The 19,566-nt window shown below is 62.7% G+C and carries 16 protein-coding genes; 8 read left to right on the top strand and 8 right to left on the bottom strand.

Translation table 11 applies throughout. The features are described 5' to 3' along the window. Positions 1 to 280 precede the first annotated feature (280 nt). Entirely contained in the window at positions 281 to 4,645 is a 4,365-nt protein-coding gene (locus OG874_RS43525) for an nSTAND1 domain-containing NTPase (protein ID WP_330252848.1), read from the top strand. A 91-nt stretch (positions 4,646 to 4,736) separates the two neighbouring features. Beyond that, the gene (locus tag OG874_RS43530) at positions 4,737 to 5,162 is read left to right on the top strand and encodes a DUF4231 domain-containing protein (protein ID WP_330252849.1); all 426 of its coding nucleotides are present in this window, start codon (positions 4,737 to 4,739) and stop codon (positions 5,160 to 5,162) included. 94 nt (positions 5,163 to 5,256) lie between these two features. Here the strand turns inward: OG874_RS43530 and OG874_RS43535 are convergent, their stop codons facing one another. From OG874_RS43535 to OG874_RS43545, 3 genes are all read right to left on the bottom strand, one after another. Then, positions 5,257 to 6,348 carry a serine/threonine-protein kinase gene (locus OG874_RS43535; protein ID WP_442943239.1) on the bottom strand — a complete coding sequence of 364 codons (1,092 nt, stop codon included), beginning with the start codon at positions 6,346 to 6,348 and terminating at the stop codon, positions 5,257 to 5,259. 821 nt (positions 6,349 to 7,169) lie between these two features. Beyond that, complete coding sequence (gene crcB / locus OG874_RS43540) at positions 7,170 to 7,544, bottom strand: fluoride efflux transporter CrcB (RefSeq protein WP_330252850.1); 375 nt, start codon at positions 7,542 to 7,544, stop codon at positions 7,170 to 7,172. Next, entirely contained in the window at positions 7,541 to 8,062 is a 522-nt protein-coding gene (locus OG874_RS43545) for a fluoride efflux transporter FluC (RefSeq protein WP_330252851.1), read from the bottom strand. Before OG874_RS43545 ends, crcB begins: the two co-directional genes overlap by 4 nt. 417 nt (positions 8,063 to 8,479) lie before the next feature. Here OG874_RS43545 and OG874_RS43550 point away from each other — a divergent pair, with 417 nt between their 5' ends. From OG874_RS43550 to OG874_RS43565, 4 genes are all read left to right on the top strand, one after another. Continuing rightward, entirely contained in the window at positions 8,480 to 9,382 is a 903-nt protein-coding gene (locus OG874_RS43550) for a hypothetical protein (protein ID WP_330252852.1), read from the top strand. Between the two features lie 363 nt (positions 9,383 to 9,745). Next, the gene (locus tag OG874_RS43555; protein WP_330252853.1) at positions 9,746 to 10,231 is read left to right on the top strand and encodes a GlcG/HbpS family heme-binding protein; all 486 of its coding nucleotides are present in this window, start codon (positions 9,746 to 9,748) and stop codon (positions 10,229 to 10,231) included. Positions 10,232 to 10,252: 21 nt separating this feature from the next. Further along, the gene (locus tag OG874_RS43560) at positions 10,253 to 11,023 is read left to right on the top strand and encodes an endonuclease/exonuclease/phosphatase family protein (protein ID WP_330257666.1); all 771 of its coding nucleotides are present in this window, start codon (positions 10,253 to 10,255) and stop codon (positions 11,021 to 11,023) included. Then, positions 11,020 to 11,748: a deoxynucleoside kinase gene (locus OG874_RS43565; RefSeq protein WP_330252854.1), complete on the top strand. Its 729-nt coding sequence runs from the start codon at positions 11,020 to 11,022 to the stop codon at positions 11,746 to 11,748. Before OG874_RS43560 ends, OG874_RS43565 begins: the two co-directional genes overlap by 4 nt. 8 nt (positions 11,749 to 11,756) lie before the next feature. Here the strand turns inward: OG874_RS43565 and OG874_RS43570 are convergent, their stop codons facing one another. From OG874_RS43570 to OG874_RS43590, 5 genes are all read right to left on the bottom strand, one after another. Then, positions 11,757 to 12,596: a hypothetical protein gene (locus tag OG874_RS43570; protein ID WP_330252855.1), complete on the bottom strand. Its 840-nt coding sequence runs from the start codon at positions 12,594 to 12,596 to the stop codon at positions 11,757 to 11,759. Then, positions 12,593 to 13,348, bottom strand: coding sequence for a hypothetical protein (locus tag OG874_RS43575; protein WP_330252856.1), 756 nt, complete (start codon positions 13,346 to 13,348; stop codon positions 12,593 to 12,595). The genes OG874_RS43570 and OG874_RS43575 overlap by 4 nt, the downstream gene beginning before the upstream one ends. 479 nt (positions 13,349 to 13,827) lie before the next feature. Beyond that, a complete protein-coding gene (locus tag OG874_RS43580) occupies positions 13,828 to 14,355 on the bottom strand; it encodes an NUDIX hydrolase (RefSeq protein ID WP_330252857.1) in 528 nt (175 codons plus the stop codon). Positions 14,356 to 14,384: 29 nt separating this feature from the next. Continuing rightward, a complete protein-coding gene (locus OG874_RS43585; protein ID WP_330252858.1) occupies positions 14,385 to 16,424 on the bottom strand; it encodes a hypothetical protein in 2,040 nt (679 codons plus the stop codon). Between the two features lie 374 nt (positions 16,425 to 16,798). Then, positions 16,799 to 17,650 carry a hypothetical protein gene (locus OG874_RS43590; protein WP_330252859.1) on the bottom strand — a complete coding sequence of 284 codons (852 nt, stop codon included), beginning with the start codon at positions 17,648 to 17,650 and terminating at the stop codon, positions 16,799 to 16,801. Between the two features lie 549 nt (positions 17,651 to 18,199). On the opposite strand from OG874_RS43590, the gene OG874_RS43595 reads away from it, so the two are divergent. Further along, positions 18,200 to 18,733: a universal stress protein gene (locus OG874_RS43595; RefSeq protein WP_330252860.1), complete on the top strand. Its 534-nt coding sequence runs from the start codon at positions 18,200 to 18,202 to the stop codon at positions 18,731 to 18,733. Between the two features lie 290 nt (positions 18,734 to 19,023). Further along, positions 19,024 to 19,479 (top strand): hypothetical protein, encoded by a 456-nt coding sequence (locus tag OG874_RS43600; protein WP_330252861.1) that lies wholly within the window; start codon positions 19,024 to 19,026, stop codon positions 19,477 to 19,479. The last annotated feature ends 87 nt before the right edge of the window (positions 19,480 to 19,566 follow it).

The following is a 19,566-nucleotide window of genomic DNA, read 5'->3' on the forward strand; positions in this document are numbered from 1 at the left end:
CGTTGCCGCTCAGGAATCCTCGTCGCAGAGATAACGGCAGAGGAACTGGACGCCGCGAATGTAGCCGTGCGCGCCGCGATGGATGCGGTCTATGACGCAGAGAGCGTGCTGATCGCCGAGGCCAGGCGGGCGATGCGTTTGGATGGACTGCTCGGGATGGTTCACCTCGTATCTCACTGCGCGCACGGCACTTCAGGTCTCATCTGGACCGCGCTTAGCGGAGAATAGGGCCCGACACATTCTGGGTCGACCGGCGGTGGTGGGGATGTACCGGGTATTCATGAGCTACTCCAGTCGAGATAGAGGCTGGGCAGTCGCCGTGCGTCAGTGGCTGATCGAGCACGACCCAGGGCTGGAGGGCGAGATATTCCTGGATGTGGATCCACAGACGGGAATCGCGCCAGGTGTTCGGTGGAAGGCCGAGCTTGCTCGGGCTGTCGACCGCTGTGAGGCCGTCATCTGCCTGATCTCGCCGCACTGGGAGAAGTCGCATGAGTGTGCGACAGAGTTCCGGCTCGCAGAAGCTTTGAACAAGCGCATCTTCTGCGCTCGATTGGATCCACAGGCCGGTGGGACAATCGCACGGGAGTGGCAGTTCTGTGACCTGTACGCCGACGACGGTCGGCTTGACGAGGACGGGTTGCGGCGGCTGTCGAGAGGTTTGCGGGAAGCTGGCATCAGTGCCGAGTACTTTCCGTGGCCGCCTCCTGATGACCCGGAGCGAGCGCCGTACCGCGGTTGGGAGCCGATGCAGGAGTCCGACGCCGCCGTCTTCTTCGGCCGGGACACCCCGATCCTGCGAGCGATGGATGTGCTGCGCGGCATACGACACTCCGGCACCGAGAATCTGTTCGTTGTGCTCGGTCCGTCCGGAGCGGGCAAATCGTCCTTTATGCGCGCCGGACTCATTCCCCGGTTGCGCCGCGACAGCGCGAGTTTCCTGGTCAGCGGTGTCATGCGACCCGAACGCGCAGCGCTCACCGGGGACCACGGCTTGGCCGCATCGATCCACGAGCTGCGCACTCGGCTCGGACTGAGCCTGCCTGTACTCGGCGATATCAAAGCCGCGTGCGTCGGCGCCGCGGCGAGCACGATCCTGATATGGCTACAGGAAGCCCAGAACGTCGCTGCGGGAACCGATCCCACCAGCGCCCCGACACTGGTGCTGCCCATCGATCAGTCCGAGGAGCTGTTCGCACCCGATGCCGGACCGGAAGCCGCCATCCTGTTGACGCTGCTGTCGGCACTCGCGGCTCCGGGTGACAGCGCCGAACGCCTCGCCCTGATCGTGCTGGTGACTATCCGCGCCGACCGCTACGAGTCTCTGCAGACAGCACCCGAAATCAGCGGACTCCGGGCTCGCGAGTTCGGCGATCTGAAGCCGATGCCCGCGACTCAGTTCAAGGAAGTCATCACCGGTCCAGCGGCCCGCGCGAGCGCGGCAGGTCACCGGGTTCGGTTCTCGGCCGATCTCGTCGAAGCACTGCTGGCGGACGCGGCTGGCGGTGCCGACACTCTCCCGCTGCTCGCGTTGACACTTTCTCGTCTGCACCTCGACTACGGCGCGGCGGGCGATCTCAGTCTCGCCAACTACCAGGCGATGGGGGGTATTCGCCACGTCGTCCAAGGGGAGATCGATGCGCTGCTGTCCGCGGACCCGGCGACCCGGGATATCGAACTCGCCACGTTGCGTGGCGCATTCGTTCCGTGGCTCGCGACCATCGATCCGCACACCGACCAACCGTTGCGGCGGGTGGCGCGCTGGGCGGAATTGCCGTCCGCATCCCACGCCCTGCTCGATGCGTTCGTCGCTCGGCGGTTGCTCGTCAAAGATGAACGCGGCGGCGAGGTCGTTGTCGAGGTGGCAACGGAAAGTTTATTGCGCCAATGGAATTCGCTGTCCGAATGGTTGCGCGAGCAAGCTGATGACCTCAAAGAGGCCGACGGTATCGAGCGGGCGGCGCTGGCATGGGAACAGCACCTCCGCGACGACGCATGGCTCTTCGAGGGACTGCGGCTGGCCTCGGCGCAACGATTGGCCGAGAGCCCCGAATTGGGGGACCGCTTGCGCCGCACCGCCGATTTTCTGAGTGCATCCCGCACCAGGGAGCAAGCCGAAGCTCTAGCCGAGGAACAACGCGGACAAGTCGAACTTCGGACGGCGCAAGCGCATGCCGAGACACTGCGCAAACGCGCCCGTACCCTGCGAGCCGTTCTGGTTGTCACCGTGATCGTGGCGGTGGTCGCGGCCTTCGGTCTGGTCCGAACCGTGCTCAGTCAACGCGAAGTCACCGCTCGCTTCCGCGAGGCGACCTCGGCCAGGCTCGCCGCGGAAGTCCAGTCGTTGTTCTCGGGGGCAGCCAATCGAGACGACATCCGGTCGATCATGCAGACGCTCGCGGCCCAGCGGCTATCGGCAACGGCCGATGTCGGACTGCAATTGACTGCCCTCAGTAACCTGTCGACCACGTATCGGATCATCGACACCGGTCGCAGCGTGATACGAGCCGCCCCCAGCCCCGACGGTCATCGGGCGCTGGTTATCCAGCAGGACGCGCGGCCCGAACAAACGAAAACCTATGTCGAGCTATGGGATATCGACGCCGCACGGCGGCTGTACTCGATCGACACCGGGCCGGATCAACTGGCGGATATCGCATTCAGCCCGGACGGGCGCAGATTTGTCACCGCGGGTGCGGACGACAAGGATGGACATATCCAATCGTGGGATACCGAGACGGGGCGGCCGATAGATGAGCCGCTGACGGTGTTCCGCTCGGCGTATCGGATCGCGCTCAGCGCGAACGGCGCTCATGTGGTCGCGGCTGGATTTGTCGGAGCGGATTCGATAGATGCGGTAGAGGCTGTGTTCCAAATATGGGATTTGGCGTCACGACGGCCGGTTGGTGAGGTCAGGTCGCTCGGTAATCAGATAGTTCGGAATATCACGATCAGCCCGGACGGCCAGATGGTCATCACCGGCGGCATGACAGCCCAATCGGCAGCAAACCGCGGCCGAATCCAGTTGTGGGACGCCACTGGCGGACAGCCGATCGGTGACGTCATCGAGACGCAGGGGCCCGTCGAAAGCGTCGCGTTCAGCCCGGACAGTGCTCGCTTCGTCACCGGCACCGGCGGATTGGCCAAATCCGCGGTCTTCGCCGCGATTCTCCCGGAAGGTATCCCGGCTATGCAGCAATGGGATGCGCACACCCGGCTCCCGATCGGAAAGCCGATGGCGGGCCACAACGGGGGTGTGGAGACCGTCGCGTACAGCCCGCACGGCAATGTGATCGTCTCGGGCGGCACGGATCGGACAGTGCGGCTGTGGAATTCGGCTACCCAGGATCCCGTCGGCGAACCGCTGGCTGGCCACGGCAACATCGTGGTCAGCGTGTCGTTCCTGCCCAACACTGCACGTTTCTTGTCCGCTGGCACCGACGGCACGCTGCGCCTCTGGAACTACGTGACGTCCGCGTCGGTCGGTCACACTCTGTTGGATGTTCCCGGCCGACTCGACACCAGCGGCAGACAAGTGTGGCCACAAGCTTTCGCGTTCGGACCCGATGCCCATCACGCCGCGATGGGCACGGGCGAAGGGGGTGTCTTCCTGCTCGACCCCGCTACCGGCAATGGCGACGAAACCATCGGCACCGGGCCTGGCGATGGTTCCATCGGGAGCGTCGCGGTCAGTCCGGACGGCCACCGCGTCGCGTCCGGTGGCGACGGCGGGTGGGTGCGCCTCTGGGACACCGCCACCCGCCGAGCCGTCGGCAATCCGCCTATCGGTCATGACGATCGTGTCAACGAAGTGCGGTTCAGCCCCGATGGCCGCCGAGTCTTGTCCCGATCCGATAAGTCTGCCCGAGTATGGAACACCGAAACAGGGCTTCCCATCGGACAGCCGCTGACTGGATGCCCCGGCAAGATCGAGACATTCGCATTCAGCCCCGACAGTCGCCGAATCGCCGGTGGCTGCGACGACGCGACCGTGCGGCTGTGGGATACAGAAACCGGTTCCCCGATCGGGGAACCTATGCGTGGGCACAAATTCTCGGCGGGCACGGTGCTCTACAGCCCGGACGGCGACCGGATGATCTCGGTCAGTTCGGACTCGCTGCGGATATGGGACGCCCATACCCGACAGTTGATTGCCGAGCGGGGCCCCGGATCTCAATCCTCGTTCGGTTCCGCGGCCGTCAGCCCGGACGGCCGCTACATCGTGACCGGAGGAACCGCGGGAATCCTTCGACGGGATGCCAGGACCGGCGAGGCCATTGGTGAACTGATGATCGGATCAGAGATCGAAAGCTACCACGTCGCCTTCACTCGCGACGGCCGCTACATCATTGCGAATGGCTACCAGACGCTGCGGGTTTGGGACACCGACTCGGGTCGAGCGATCGGCGGACCACTGCGGGGCCCGATCTTCCAGATCGTCGCGATCGAGACCAGCCCCGACAACCAACTCATCGCCACTTACGGAATCGACGGATACTGGCTATGGCCCGCACCGTCGACCTGGACCCGCGAACTGTGCGCCAAACTTTCCTCGAACATGAGCCACGAGGAGTGGGATAAATGGGTGTCCCCGGACATCGAATACATCGAGCTCTGTCCTGGGCTACCGGTTCCGAACACATGACCGCCCGAGGTGTGGAAATTCTGAAATCGTCGACCGCCCGGTCCCGCGATCAGGCATGCTGTGGGCGAAGCCAGGCGCGAGGGGAGGCCCAATGGCAGAAACCGATCCGGTGTGGGAGCGACTTACCGAGCAGCTACAGTGGTATAGCTCGAAAGGTGCTGCAGCGCAACGGACTTACAAGAGGGTCAAGTTCGCGCAGATCGCCGTCGGCGCGTCGGTGCCTGTTGTAGCCGCCCTCTCGGCACCCGCAGCGGTAACAGCGACTATTGCGGCCGCAGTCGTCGTCGCGGAAGGCGCCCAGCAACTGTTTCAATGGCACACCAGCTGGCTGCAGTACCGTTCAACAGCAGAATCACTCAAACACGAAAAGTACCTCTACCTCGCGCAAAGTGGCCCGTATCGCGCCAACGACCGTCGCGCCTTGCTTGCCGAACGCGTGGAAGCGTTGACATCGAGCGAGCACACCACCTGGATGACCGAGCACCAGCGCCACTCGGAACCAGCAGCGTCCCCATGACGACAAGCCGTCGGTGGTGTGGCAGAGGCGGGCAGTCGGCACAGGGTGAAAGGTCCACGGTGGTTGAGTCGGCCCGCAGCGCGGTGCCGGAAGCTCAGCGCGCACACGAACCGGACGGCGAGCCCAGCGCAGGTGCGGTGGGGACGCCCGGGATACTCGCCGATGTCGGTGCCGCTGAGACGCAGGTGACCGACGTCGGGCTCGCGGGGGGTGAGTCGTGGTGCGTACGATCGCTGATCACCCACCAGGTGGTGGCGGCCACGACGACGACGAGGACGACGATCCACGTCGATCCGGGCCGGATGCGGGCTCGTGGTTGCGATGCCGGATTGATTCGAGTTGTGGCCAGCCTGGACGGTGCGGGTGTCGCTGTGGGTGTGGCGTCGAGCGCGGCTCGCGCCGCCGTGGCCAAGTCCCCGGCCGTGCGATAACGGTCGTCCGGGTTCTTCGCCATTCCCCGCCCGATGACCGCGTCGAATGTGGCTGGCACCGCTGCCGGTGCGGACGGTCGTGGCGGTGGCGTGTTCAAGTGTGCGGTGATTTGCTGCTCGACGCTGTCACCGGGGAATGGTTGGGAGCCCGTCAAGCATTGGTACAGAACACAAGTCAGGGAGTACACGTCCGAGCGGGCGTCGTAGGTGCCGTGCAGGAGTCGTTCCGGTGCCGTGTAGGCGAAACTGCCGATTGCCGCACCGGTGGTGGTCAAGCTGGAGTCGCTGCTGCTGACGGCGATCCCGAAATCGATGAGGTACGCGAAATCGCCTGCGGTGACGAGGATGTTCGAGGGCTTCACATCGCGGTGCACGAGCCCGGCCCGATGCGCTGCATCGAGGGCCGAGCCGATCTGCCGGATGTACTCCACCGCAGTGTCTTTCGCTATCGGCCCGGTGCCGAGCAGGGCGGCGATGTCGTGCCCCTCGACCAGCCGCATGTCCAGATACAGGCGCCCGTCGATCTCACCGTAGTTGTGGATCGGGATGACATGCGGTTCGTTCAACCGCGCCGCAGCGTGCGCCTCCCGCTGGAACCGCTCGCGATATTTGGGGTCGTGCGCAAGATGTTGCGCCAGCACTTTGAGCGCCACCACCCGATCGGTCCCGGTGTCGTAGGCCCGATAGACCTGCCCCATTCCACCCGCGCCGAGCAACTCGAGCAGCCGGTACCGCCCGAATGGAGTCCCATCCACCCTGTACGACTACCACATCGGAGCCCGGATCTCTGCCCGAATCATCCCTACCGCAGCAATGCTCGCGGACTTCGCCGGAAATTATCCGGCACCGCACCGAGTGCGGCGTCAGGACGCCGTACGGCCGGGGACGGTAGCGGCGGTGGACGCTACTGTGCGACGGCGTCGTCGGCGTACAGGCATTCGCGCGATCGGTTCGGACGACCGCCGTGTGGGCGAGGCGCGCACCGCCGATGCAGCCGGGTGTTCGACCCATTCGGTGCCGTCGTCCACGATGTACTCACCGCAGTCCGAACAAGCCCCGATCGGCGACGAAGTCGCTGGGTTGCCGACGCCGCAGCCGCGATCGCGCAGCTCGAGGAGGAACTGCGCGACCGATCGGCGGTTGTCCGTGCACGCACACGACGTCCTGGGTCTCTACCGCGCCTTGCTTCAGGCGGATGTGCCGGTGTGGATCGACGGGGGATAGTGCGTCGCTGCCCTGCTGGGCCAGCGGATCTTCTGCGGAAATGAATCCTGTTGAGCGACTGAGCAACCCGACCGACCGAATCACCAAATTTGTGCCTGATCCAGTTCTTCCGTGCCGCCGAAATCAAATAAGAGCGTTGCCAACCCTCGCAGGGGCGATGAGGACATGCTCGTTAGTGCACCGGGTAGGGAGGCCCTGTCGGGTGACAGCCTTGGTGTGATCGAGGGTGCTTGACCACACGGCCGCAATCGAGGAGCGAACAGGAGCCGCACGGCCAGGTGGGGAGGGATTGAACCGTCCCCACTTTCCTGGGACAGGCCCACAGACCCGCCTCTGAGGAATCCCCCGGAACTCAGGTGAGTAGCGCGTGGGCCAAGATCGTGGCGAGGTAGGCGGTGACAAGCCCGGTGGTGATGCTTGCGGCCGCGTAGGTTGCGGCGGTGAGGTGTTTGCCGGTCTGGGTCAGTCTCAGGGTTTCGAAGGTGAATGTCGAATAGGTGCTTAGTGTCGCGCACAGCCCAGGGCCGATGAGGTGCTGGAAGGTCTCGGGGACCGCGGTGACATTGGTTGCGCCGGTGAGCAGTCCGAGCAGCGCGCAGGCGATGAGGTTAACGGTGAATGTGCCGGCTGGGAAAGTGCTGGCGAGGCGCGTTTGTACGTATCGGTCCACGAGGTAGCGGGCGGGGGCGCCGATCGAGGCGCCGATGATGACCATGATCCAATTCATGGTCGGCTCCTTCCTTGCGGGCGAGGCCCTAGTACTGCGTGGGTGAGAGTTGTGGTGACCCGCATCGCGGCCAGCGCCGTGAGCGGGGTGGTGAGCAGATACAGCAGCGCAGTCATGGCGCGGTCGTGATCGAGAAGGCGTTGAGCGTCGATGGTGGCGGTGGAGAAGGTGGTGTAGCCGCCCAAAACACCTGTGCCGAGCAGTGGCCGGATCAATGGGTGGACGGTGAACCGTTCAGTGATGGTCACCATCAGTACGCCCATGGCGGCGCAGCCGGTGATGTTGATCCACCACGTGATCCAGGGGAACGCGGTGCTGGCGGTGGGCCAGGCCAGCGTGGTGCCGTAGCGGGCACAGGCACCGATCACTCCGCCCACTGCGATCGCGACCACGATCCATACTTGCTGGCGACGCGGCTGTGGTGGCGCCCAGGAATCGACGGCGGTATCGGGGTCGATCGGCTCGAGTTCCGGACCGGTGGCCGGTGGAACCGGGTCGGTGGAGTCGTGGGAGGTCATAGGGTGCGCTCCTACCTGATCGGGATCATCCGAGCCGCGCGCATCCACGCACGACGCTGTTCAGGTAGGGACCGTTGGCGGCGTTTGACGCCGCGGTTCGGGTCCGGCGGGCCCCACCGCCGAGCGGCCACCGAAAGGCGCGACCGCGCAACCAGATTAGCGCGGCCGCGCACCCCTCGCAGTCCGAGGCGGGCCGACCGATGTGTCGCAGCGCCGAGTGCAGTTGTTGTTGACCCGGCACGGCGTCAGCGACGGGTATCCGTGGATTGATCCGAACGACCCGCAGCTGCTGCGCCGCTGATCCCTTGTGCCGCGAGGCCCAAAGCGGCTGTGGCGCTGAGGATGAAGTCAAACCCGACGTCACGCATATCGACGGATCGGCGGCCCCGTTCCCGATGGCTCGGCGACAATGCTTTGGTGATGCTTCCCAACAACCCTGCGGATCGGCTCGCGACGATCATGAGCATCCTGCGTACGCAGGATGCGAACCAGCAAGTCAAAGTCTCCTTTCTCAATGTTCTCGGTTTTCCAGCGAGCGAGCGGCCTGAGACCTTTTTCCGCGCGTTCGGGCAGCTGCAAGAGTTGCCGTCGGTAGTCGAAGTCGCCGTGCGGGCACATGCTCATCCCGATCACCACGATCTGGATCTGTACCTGTCGTGGCTAGGTCCGATCACGTCAGCTCTTCAACAAGGGCAGGGGTTGAACGGCAAGACTCTCGAAGTACTCAGCGCCTACGGCGACGATGACGTTCGTGCGCTGCGGTTCTGCGGTTCGCTTCTGAGCGCGGCAGGACACGAGGAACGAGTCGATCAGGGACTGATTGACGAGCTACAGCAGAAAGTTGATTTTCTAGAGAACGAGGTAACTGCTGCGGATAGTCTTCCTTCTGACCTCAAGTCCTTCATCCTCGATCAACTCGACTGCATCAGGTATGCGCTGCGCGAGTTCAATATTCGAGGACCACACGCGATGGCCGATGTTCTCGAGCGGATCGTTGGAGCTGCTTCCGCACACAGTGATCTCGGCGGTGATGCGAACGACGAGTCTCAGTCGTTCCTCCAAAAGTTTGGCCAGGTGATTGATCTAGCAGATCGCATAGGTAAGGCGGCGCAGTCGATCAGCGGCGGAATCCTCTCAATCGCTGGGGCCGCCGTAGTGGTCTCCGCACTCATGCGTGGTGATGTGCCGCCTGCCGACCTCCCGCTGCCCGCCCTGCCACCGGCAGTTGTGCAGTCGGTCGACGGTGCCTCTCCTAACAGCGAGCCGCCGAGCGGTACACCAGATTCCCCTATGGATGTGCAGTCCTTTTCTCTGGAGTAGCCAACTGCTCCATCTGTATATCGGGTGAGGGGCACGTCTGAACGGTTCGCGTGCAGGGTGATTGGCTGCACCGCTTCACCTACAGGCGGCTGCCCCGTGCACATATCCCATCGATCCTGATGCGGGTCTGCGGTCGTGGTTGCGCTCCTACTCTGGGAGTTGCCCGCGTCCGCCGGCTCTGGCGGGAGGGATACCTGCAGCCGCACCCATCGCCCCAGTGACCTGCGGCATCAACTCGATCAGAATCAAATCAACCCCGGCTCTACTACCGGGCGGAACTGGTGTCCGAAAGATCTGGGGGCGACCCTCATTTGCACTATGAGCCTGTCTCGAGATGGACCGCGATGCCCATAGTCTGTGTGCATGCCAAAACCTTTCACCGGCGATGACGCTGCGGCCTTAGTTGACTGCGCCGTCTCCATCGCTAAGACGACGGCCACGGACGAGCGTGGACCGCACCCACTGGCCATCTGCTGCATGGTTGCCGCGCCGGATGTGCTCGCTGTGCCGACCGCATTGCGTCGGATGGACGGAACGAAAGCGGTGAGCGTTGTTTTCGCCACTAATAAGGCGTTCACTGTCCTCGCCTACAAAGCCGACACTAAGAAGCACGCGGACCGACTCAAGAGCGGACTGTGGACCGAGGCCGACATGATGCTCCTGCAAAGCAGTGTCCCGCAATTCTCGCCCTGGGACGGCGGCATCATGGTCATGGATACCGAGGGCGAGCTGCTGTGCGGTCTGGCCGCTGCTGGCCGCACCTCCGAAGGGGATCGCAGAGTGGTGGTGCTGGCTGCCCACGCAATGGGGTACAAGACCAACTTTGACGAGAAGGGAGAACCGCTCTGACACAGTAACATTCATGATGTGATGAGCATCGGCATAGCGACATGGAATATTCTCGCTGACCATCACATCCAACCCGATCTATACCCGCGCAGTCCGGTGCACATCCTCCGGCCCGGTGCGCGACGATGGCCAATCGCCGAACGGGTACATCGGCTTGCGCGCAGTCCAGAAATAGACTTCGTCTTCCTGCAAGAAGTAGACGGCTATATGGCGAGGCAATTCACCGATATGGCGACGTCGAACCGCTGGACTGTCTACTATGCGCTCACCCGATCCGATGGAGCCGAGGGATGTCTGGCGCTGGCCTGCGGCGGGTGGCGAGTCCATGAGATCGAGGTTCTCCCGTATCAGTCCGCTGCGGGCAACAACGCTCAGCATCTCCTTGTCGGTCGCGGCCCCGACAGTTCGATCGACCTGTACCACACCCACATACGTTGGGGATCCGAAGAGACCTTTATTCTCCAGCGCCAAGTAACCGAGCTCATCGGCTGGGCGGGAGAACAGACGCGGCCAACGGTCATCCTCGGTGATCTGAACATCACGCCCACGACGACGATGCTTGCTGACCTCGTAAATTCCGGATTCGACGACACTCACCGCAACGAGGATGTCTGCACAGCGCTGCTCTTCAACGCTACAAGGCTGCGCCTGGACTACATCTTGACGCGAGCGATGTCTGGCGTCCCGATTGTCCTGGGGGACAATGCTATCGACGATGGCCAGCCCATACCGACGCCAACGAACCCCTCGGACCACTTGCCGATTGCCGCGACGTTATCGGCTCTACGATGAAGGTGCACGCAATGCCTGTCGTTCGACTTTCGACTCCAGCAGACCTCGAGCGAACTGCCGTTCCACAGGTCGATAGCGAGCCTCCAGTCCTGATTTCCATCAGCGGTCAGACCGGTGCCGGAAAGAGCACTATTCTGAATGGCATCGCAGATTTTCTGCAGCGCCATCGAAGCGATGTGGCAATAGTGGATGAGAAGGCCCTGCACCATCCCTACCTCGATCGTTACTTCCATGATCCCGACAGATTCGGGTTCGAGCTCCAGCTCCGATTCATGCTGGACAGGGTGATCTTGGTTGAAAGATGGCTCACTGCTGGCTTCTCCGTCGTGATGGAGCGATCCCATCTCGAGGATCCCGTTTTCATCCGGACTCTGAGGGCGATGTCTTATGTGACGAACGACGAGTTCGATCTCTACATGGGCTTGTGGACGCGGCTGAACGATCGGGTGCGGCCGCCCAACGCGCTCGTCTTCCTCGACGTCGCGTCGTCGATCTCGCAGGCGCGGTTGGCCGGACGCGTGGATCAGACCACACCGGGCCACCTGGTATTCCCCGACGAAAAGACGCAGCGGCGCTGGATCGATTCATGGCATCAGCAGTATCAGCGGCGTTTCGCCGAAATCGCTGCGGACGCGAGATACGGCGACAAGTTGCTGCGTCATACCCCTGGCGTGACCGTGGATACCATCACGCAGGACATTGCACGTGTGGTGAAACTGGATTAGAGCCCGTTCTATCGACGGATTTCGAGTTCCTCCGCCGCGCGCTGATACTTGTTCTGCACCGTCAGCACGCCGTCCAGCCCTCGGATGGCCTCGGAGGCCAGGGTGTCGATCAGCCTCAGCGTGCGCGGATCACTGGCAACGTCGGGACTGATCCTCGGATATATCGGCAACTCCAGTTCCAGGAATTCCGCCCCGGCGGCATCGTGGCGTAGATCTGTTACTGCGGCCCGGTCCATGACACATCGCAAGGCATCCTTGCCGTCGAGCCACACGAAGAACGGATGTCGCAGCTGAGCGATTTGGATGGACGGTGTCAAGGTCGTCGGATCGATACCGTAAGCGGCGCGCAGGTGGACACCAGGGTGCTCGATATCAGTGCGCGCTAAGAGATTCTTTACGATTCCCACAGCGGCTGCGGAGGTGGGGTTGTTCTGAATGGTTTCCTTTTCTGCTCCAGAGAAGACGTGTCGATGATCGCGGCGCACACCTGCCGCGTCAGCGGGCTGCTTGAAGGCGCAGAAAGCGTGTGTGATCTTGTTACAGGTAGTTCGCAGAACGGCGCCGACGGCCAGCAGATCGCGGTCGGGCGTGTCATAGTAGACACCGGTATTCAGCCGCGGCGTGGTTCGAGCATATGGCTTCTCCGCAATCTCACCACCTGGGACCAGTGTGTCAATTTTCGACTTCATGTCGTCGAGCCATTCGAAATAATTCTCGCTCGCAAGCGTCATCGGCAGCATCAGTTTGACCCCGAGCTGATTAAATACGATGGCATTACCCGATCGTAAGAAAATGGGCTCCGTCGACGGCACCCGCAACTCGCTGGTCGACATATCCTCGGGTTTCATGGCAGGTTCTCTCCGATGAAGTGTAGGCGTTCTCTCAGTTGATCGACAGTCAACGGCTGCATCTCCGCAGTCGGGGCATACACTGTTGTATTGCTGAAGACACTGCTCATTTCGCGGGTGTGTGGGCCCCGCACCAGTATGGTCGCGGTCGGAATACGAATAGAGATCCTAATGCGATGAATACAGTAGTCTGGCAGATGGTAGGTAGTACCGGCCGGTCGTCGTATATATCTAGCGTCTGCTAGTGTCGCGTCGCCGACAGTGGTGTAGACATTGATCTTCGCGCCGGTATCGGAATATTCCGCTCCGTAGGTCACCTCGGTGAACGTCGTCCCAGTATCCGATCTGCAGTACTCAAGACTGTCCAGCGCACCAAAAAGCACATTCGACCAGAATTCGCATCGATGCGAGTGAATCTGGTCATCGCCGACTTCGTCGCTTGTATACGGCGGACGCCAGAGGTGGATCGCCAATCGGAATCCATTTTCGGCCTCGTCGTCGACCAGAATTATTTTGTCGAAATGGTTCGCATGGTGATAGGAGCGCGCAGCCACGACAGCGAGGTAATCCGGGTTGGCGTACATGGAATCGATGAGCTTCGCAATGACCGCCGGCGCAGAAAAGCGCGCAACATCGACAAGAATACTTTGTCGAATTGTTTCTTTCGGGTACGCGGAATATCCGCGCATACCGTCGATCAAGGCGGCGATCGGAGAATCTGCTGCCTTATCCGGCGTAAGATCATGTCGCATCTGGCCGACCGTGCCTTCGCAAGAGCCCGTGATAGCCGGTCGGCCAGGCGGTCATCGTTTGATCCTCCACCGGTGACGGTCGAGTCGTTCGCTGAACTTGCGGGGCGATGCGCCTCCTGGCCATACCGTATCGCCACCGCAGTTCAGCATTCCCGTATGTCTTGTCTGCGTGCAGTTTTCCCGGTCGGCACCGACTCCGACCGTGCGGTGCCCGCACCGCGCGGCCCGCTCGCACCACTGGGTATAACATCTCGATGTCATGGCTGTTGGTCATCGAGATCTCCACGGCCAGAAAGATTCCCCGTGCGATCGGGTAGCACGCGCAGCTTCGAGTCCGGCTTACCCCAGTCGACCGTGCTCAGCCTGATCAAATCGCCCCCTTTTTTCGCCCGGCACTCGCGCCGCGCCGACCACCATGCGCGACGAGTCTGCAGGCCTCTGAGTGCGTCAGGCTCCCGGAATGGCTCGGGGTCGTGGCGTCACACCGGAATCATACGCTCCAGGGCCAGTGTTAGATCGTCGAAATAGCCTGCGACAAAGGATGTCCCGTCATCGACCAACGTGGCGAGCTCGTCTGATGATGCGAGGAAGACGCGGGAGACCTCCGATTCGTTGACGACCGTGGGCTGCCCGCTGTACCTCGCCACCGCGAGGGTGCGATGGCGCTGATAGCAGTTCACTCCCGCGGTCACGAGCGTCAGGTCGACCAGTTCCACCCCGATTTCCTCGGCCGCTTCGCGGTGCGCTGCCTGCATCCACGTCTCGCCCGCGGAGATGACGCCGCAGACATGGTCGATTTCCCCCTGCCCGTCAATGCCTTTCGACTTGCCGCGCACGTGGGCGACGACGCGACCGTCGTCATCGAGTACCACCACAATCACGATGGGTTGATACAAGCCTTGCGCGATCAACTCTTCTTTACGCTCGCGCACCTCCGCGCGAGAAATCCCCGGGTACTTGACAGTGCCTGAGCTATCGACCAAATCGACTATTTCGTCGACCTTCATAGGATTACCTTTCCGAAGCCGGGCTCTTACTATGGGTGAGTACGTTCCAACTTCAGCCGATCTACTGCCGACTCCAAGAGCACAGCATAGGGATTGGGTCCGGCGCGGTGGTCATCATGGTTCAACAAGCGAAGATCGCCGGCTTTGGCGCGCCGAAGCACTTCGTCGAGAAGCGTTTTGGTCGCTGTGTCCCCATAGTGCGGATGCTCACGGGCCGCTGCCTCGAGCCGCCGGGACAATCCGTCGATGTCGAACTCCCGACTACGAGTGAAGACATCCGATGTCGGGATCGCCTCCTTCACCGATTCCCAGGCTAGGCCGCAGCTGCGGTAAATCTGCGCCAGCGGCCGTCGAAACGTGAAGCGCGGCTCGAGCAGCCTGGTGTTGTCCACCACCACACCATCGACCAAGACCTCGAACAGCGCGTTCTGCGCCTGTTCGTCCTCGAAATATTGCCGGACGAGACCTGTGTAGCCCTCGTAGGGCTGATACGTCAAGACCGTGGCGAGAACGCCGTCGTCGCGCGGGCTGGCCTCCGATAGCGCCGCACGACCAGCGGCTGACGTCTGGGGACCAAACGCCGCCGGATCGATCACCCGGAGGTTCTCGGCGAGAAAGTATGCCCACCCGGGCGATATCTGCGAAACCGCCCGGACCAACTCTGCGGCGTTGTCGTCGCTATCGGCGCTGATGGCGGAATGATGGAATGAGCGGCAGAGATACTCCTGAGGGAGCCAGGGCTGATGCGCCAGTTGCGCACGCGCCCTGCACTGATGGACGAAATGCCATTGGACCAGCCACAGCGCGAGTTCGGCCTGGCGAGGCGTCCATTCGCGTCCCTTGTCGATGTCGACGGCGCGGCGCAGCGCTGGTATTGCCTGCGTCATTGATGCCAGACCGGCGCTGTGATACCCCCGGAGAAACTTGATCAGCGCCCAACCGTCGTCAGCAGGGGTCAAGGATTCGTAGAACTGAGTCGTCCACCGTGCCGCTGGCCGCCAGTCCGGTGGGAATCTCCAAGCGAAGGCATCGGCCGCCAACAACAGTTCCCGGCTCCAGGGCGGGCCAGCCGAAACCTGCTGCTGAAACGCTCTATCGACGGCGTGCCACAGTTCAGCCGTTTCCTGTCCCCGCACATATAGAAGGGCTTCCAACAGTGCGTAGGCGCCATCGGCTTGGCGGTCGGCCGCAAGCTGCTCGACGAGCGCGTGAGCGCGTGGGATATGAGAATAGCGAGTCCACCCTGCTGCAAGTTCGTAGGCGACATCCTGCGCAGTCCAGGGATCCATGTCGAGGCGAGCCACGATGTCCACCGCGTCGTCGGTGCCGCCCGAGGCGGAGAGAATCTGCGCGGCGATGGCGGTGCGGGTCTGCATCGGGCACTCGCGCAGCCATGCCCAGTTGTGGGTCGCGGCGGCGCGCTCGGCGTTCCAGAGTTCTACCGCACGTGCCAGCCATGTCGAGCGTCCTGAATCGATCAACTCTGCAATGCGCGGAAGACCGTCGGCGACCTCGCGGTTCAGCAGCAGCTCGGCCGCCTCGCGGGTCGTCGAATGTTCGAATCGCAGCCTCAACTCCTCGTCGAACACGAACGTCGACGCGACCAGTCCCAAGTTGTCGATCCGATCGAATGGAAGGCCGGCGATGTGCGCGACCTCATCGGCGGTGGGCAGCGAGAATGCGTACTCCTGCAATCGCAGCACCATCGCGATGAGTCCCAGTGTGGGGCGACTCTCCAGAACGCGAAGCTTGTCGAGGGTGACGTCGTCGGATGCCTCACCGTATCGACGGCGCGTGGCCTCGCGCTGCGACCGTGACGAGGGACCGATGCTGTGATCGCGGTATTGGATGATTGCGGACGGACACGCAAACGCCCCCCGATCGGCCGCGGCAATGTCGACACTTCTGTATCGGCGAGCGAGATCATCTATGTCATACCAGTATTCGAACGTCATCTCTGTCCGGCAGTCGAGACCGCGTGACCGGATGAGGGGTTCGGCCTGCAGGTATGGCGCGACGCGACTCGTCAGCACGATCGCGATGTCGGAGCGGCGGTCGCGCAGCGTCACCAGCCGATCGAGAAATGCAGAAGAGTCCCGCGTTTCGGTGATACCGAGTGGATCATCGAAGATGGCGGCCGCCGCCGGGCCGACACCGGTCTCGAGTATGAGATCGATTCCACGCGCGGAGTCTGCCGGCCCATCGAAGGCGAGTATGAGATCGTCGTCTAGCTCGGAAATATGGTTGATCGCATGAAAGTATGCGAGATAGTAAGCGAAAAGGGTCTTTCCGACCTTCGGCGGCCCGACCAGCCAGATCAGGTCTTGGGCGAGAGCCCGCCGGACGACAGCGGGTCGAGGCAGCACGATCTGGTCCAGCGTCGGCAGATTCAACATATTTCCCTTGTGCCAAGTCAGGCGTCTCCACATTGACGCAGGAGTATTCACTTCGGTGCTCCTCCCGAGATGAGAGCCAGTGCCCTGTCGACCATCAAAGTCGCAACCTCATCGAAATCGATGTCCGTATCGCTGATGTAGGTCAGCGACGAGGCGCGCGTCAACGCCTGCCGAAGACGATCGTTCGCGTCGAAGTTCGCTGCGCCCCGAACGAAATACCAATGCTGCGAAGTGGGTCGCATCGGATCACTCCTGATCAGATGCTGTCGGAACAGACCCGGCAGGTCGTTCTCGCCGTTGATCGACGCCCCAAGACACACAGTGGTCTGCCGTAACCCGTTCTCCACCAAGAAGCGCTCGGTTTCCGAAGGGAAAGACAATGTCTCTAGCGTGCCGAATCTGCACTCCTCGCCGACAATCCCATGCAAATGAATGTCCACCACTCCCGTTTCGGACTGGGTGGCTGACACCCAAGTTCCGGGGTCTGAGGCGATGTCGAAGGCGGCGACTGCAGCACCGACCCTATGGCACGCCTGGATGAACATATCGTCCCAGTTGAGATTCAGGACGATCACACGCCGATACTGCGCCAACGTTGCCAGCGCCAGATAGCCCGAACTGGGCACCGCATCAGCGAACAACGGGCGCAGACAGTCCTGTCGCTCGTGTTCTGGGATCGTCTGGATCGCGCGCATCAAGTCCATGCCGTCGAACCGGGCCTGCGTCGCCTCTTCGAACGTGGCGAAAACCTCACCGGTAGTAGGGCATCCAGACGACAAAGAGGCCCCGGCGCCAAGTAGCAAACACACCGGTCGGTTCGATCGCCCGATGACACCACCCAACTCGACGGCGAGCTTGCGCCAGCGTTTCGCTGTATCGAACTCCGTCGAAGTCGACATTTCCTGCTCCCCCGGATGGTCCTAGCCTGTGCCGGTCAATCTTCCCTGAGGCTGCACTCGGACGCAGGGATTTCCGTCGCGCCGGTGCCTGATTTTTCCCGCTCACGCCAATTGCTCAGCGCTATGGGCGATCTGGCACCTCTGGCGGCGTTTGTGTCGAGTATGCCGCACTGGTCTGAATCGCCTGCAATTGATCTTTCACCACCGACGTTGCGCCACAGAATCGGCAGCGGCCTCCCAGACCAGCCATGCGTATTTTCGTCAACGACCGTCCGCGGTGTGTCCGGACAAGGCCATCAACGTCGGTGAGGACGCACTGTCCTCGGCTGCGTGGGGCAACCGCTAGTGCCGCATGGTGAATGGCCTGCCCAGCATGTCTGTGGTGTGGTCTCAGGGTGCCGCCCAGGTCGATATCGGCAACGGCCACATACGGTTTCGCTCTCCGGCCGCTGGGCTCACCTACGCCGTCGGATCAGCACTTGCCGGTATGATCGCCACCATTGCAGCTATCGCGGCCGCGGTAGCCCGTGGCGGGGCGGAGGCACGGCGATGAGCGACCACGAGTCCCGCTTCCCCGCGTCACAGAGACCGAATTCGTGGTTGCCGCGACGGGTCGATGGCCCGCCGGGGGCCGTCAGCCCCCGCTGTCATATGGTCGTCGGCTGCCAACGCCACCCTGTCAGCCGCGCAGCGCTGAACTATGCGATCGATCTCGCGCCGCGGTTGAACGCGTTCGTGCACGTCGTGCACGTCGTCGACATCGTGGACACCCCTATCAATCCCGATTCCGCCGATTGGGAACAGCGCGTGGCCGAGACCCTGGACATCGGACGCCGCGACGCCTGCGCTCAGCTTGCGGCCTTGTCGGGCAACTGGGCCTACTACACCCTCACCGGCGACCCCGCACACGAGCTTGCCCGAATCGCCGACAACCATGATGCGACGATGATCGTGCTGGGTGCTGCCCGAAGCGGTGCGGCGGCCGTACTGGGCCGACTGCTCGGTCGATCGGTCGCGGCCAGGCTGATCCGCCGCGCCCACCGCCCCGTCCTAGTCGTCCCCGCACCCCTCGAAAACCCATGAGAAACCGATGGCGCGACCGGCCGACCCGACCGGCAGCACCACCGACCAGAAGTATTGTCCCCCCAGCACGACGGCGTCGACGTCAAGCAGTTTCACCGACAAGGCAGGCGGCAAAACTCCGTCCAGTTGGCCACCAGAGTTAGCGAACGGATCTGGTGACAGGGTCTTTCGCGTGAGGAGTTCTGAATTCGGGTGGTGTGGGTGTGTTTTCGGCTAGCGTGAACATCACACCTGCCCGGGTGAGAATGGTCCGGTTCGAAGTGGGAGGTTCGCGGGTGGATCCGGCGATCATGGCGGCAGCGACAGCCGCCGCGTCCGCAGTATCAGCGGGTGTGGTTACGGGATTGACCGAGACCGCGAAACTAGCGGTCGCCGACGCCTACCAGAAAGTCAAAGGGGTTCTCGTCGGTAAGTATCCATCGGTGGATGTCGCGGTGGTCGAAGCCCGTCCGCATGCCACGTCGCGGCAGTTGGTGCTGGCCGAGGAACTCACTGAGGCTGGCGCGGCTGAAGATGCCGAACTCGCCACGCTAGTGCAGCAGTTGTGGCAGGTCATCGCAGAACATTCTCCGAAGGCCGCCGACCTCGTCGGTGTGAAACTCACGCGGGTAGGGGCCGGGGAACTCGAGATCCACGGCATCAAGGCGGCCGGTGCTAGCGGGGTGGTCGCCGAAGATGTGCAGGTCGACGGGAAATTTTCGGTCACCGATGTCCAAGTCGCCTCGGAGCTGCCGCACCCTCGGTAGGCGCGGCGGTACCCGGGCCCGCACCCACCGCGCCACCGGTTTTCACGGCCGCCGGTGTCGCGGTCGACGGGAACTTCGCCACCCACA

The sequence above is a fragment of the Nocardia sp. NBC_00565 genome (assembly GCF_036345915.1).
Lineage (GTDB): Bacteria > Actinomycetota > Actinomycetes > Mycobacteriales > Mycobacteriaceae > Nocardia.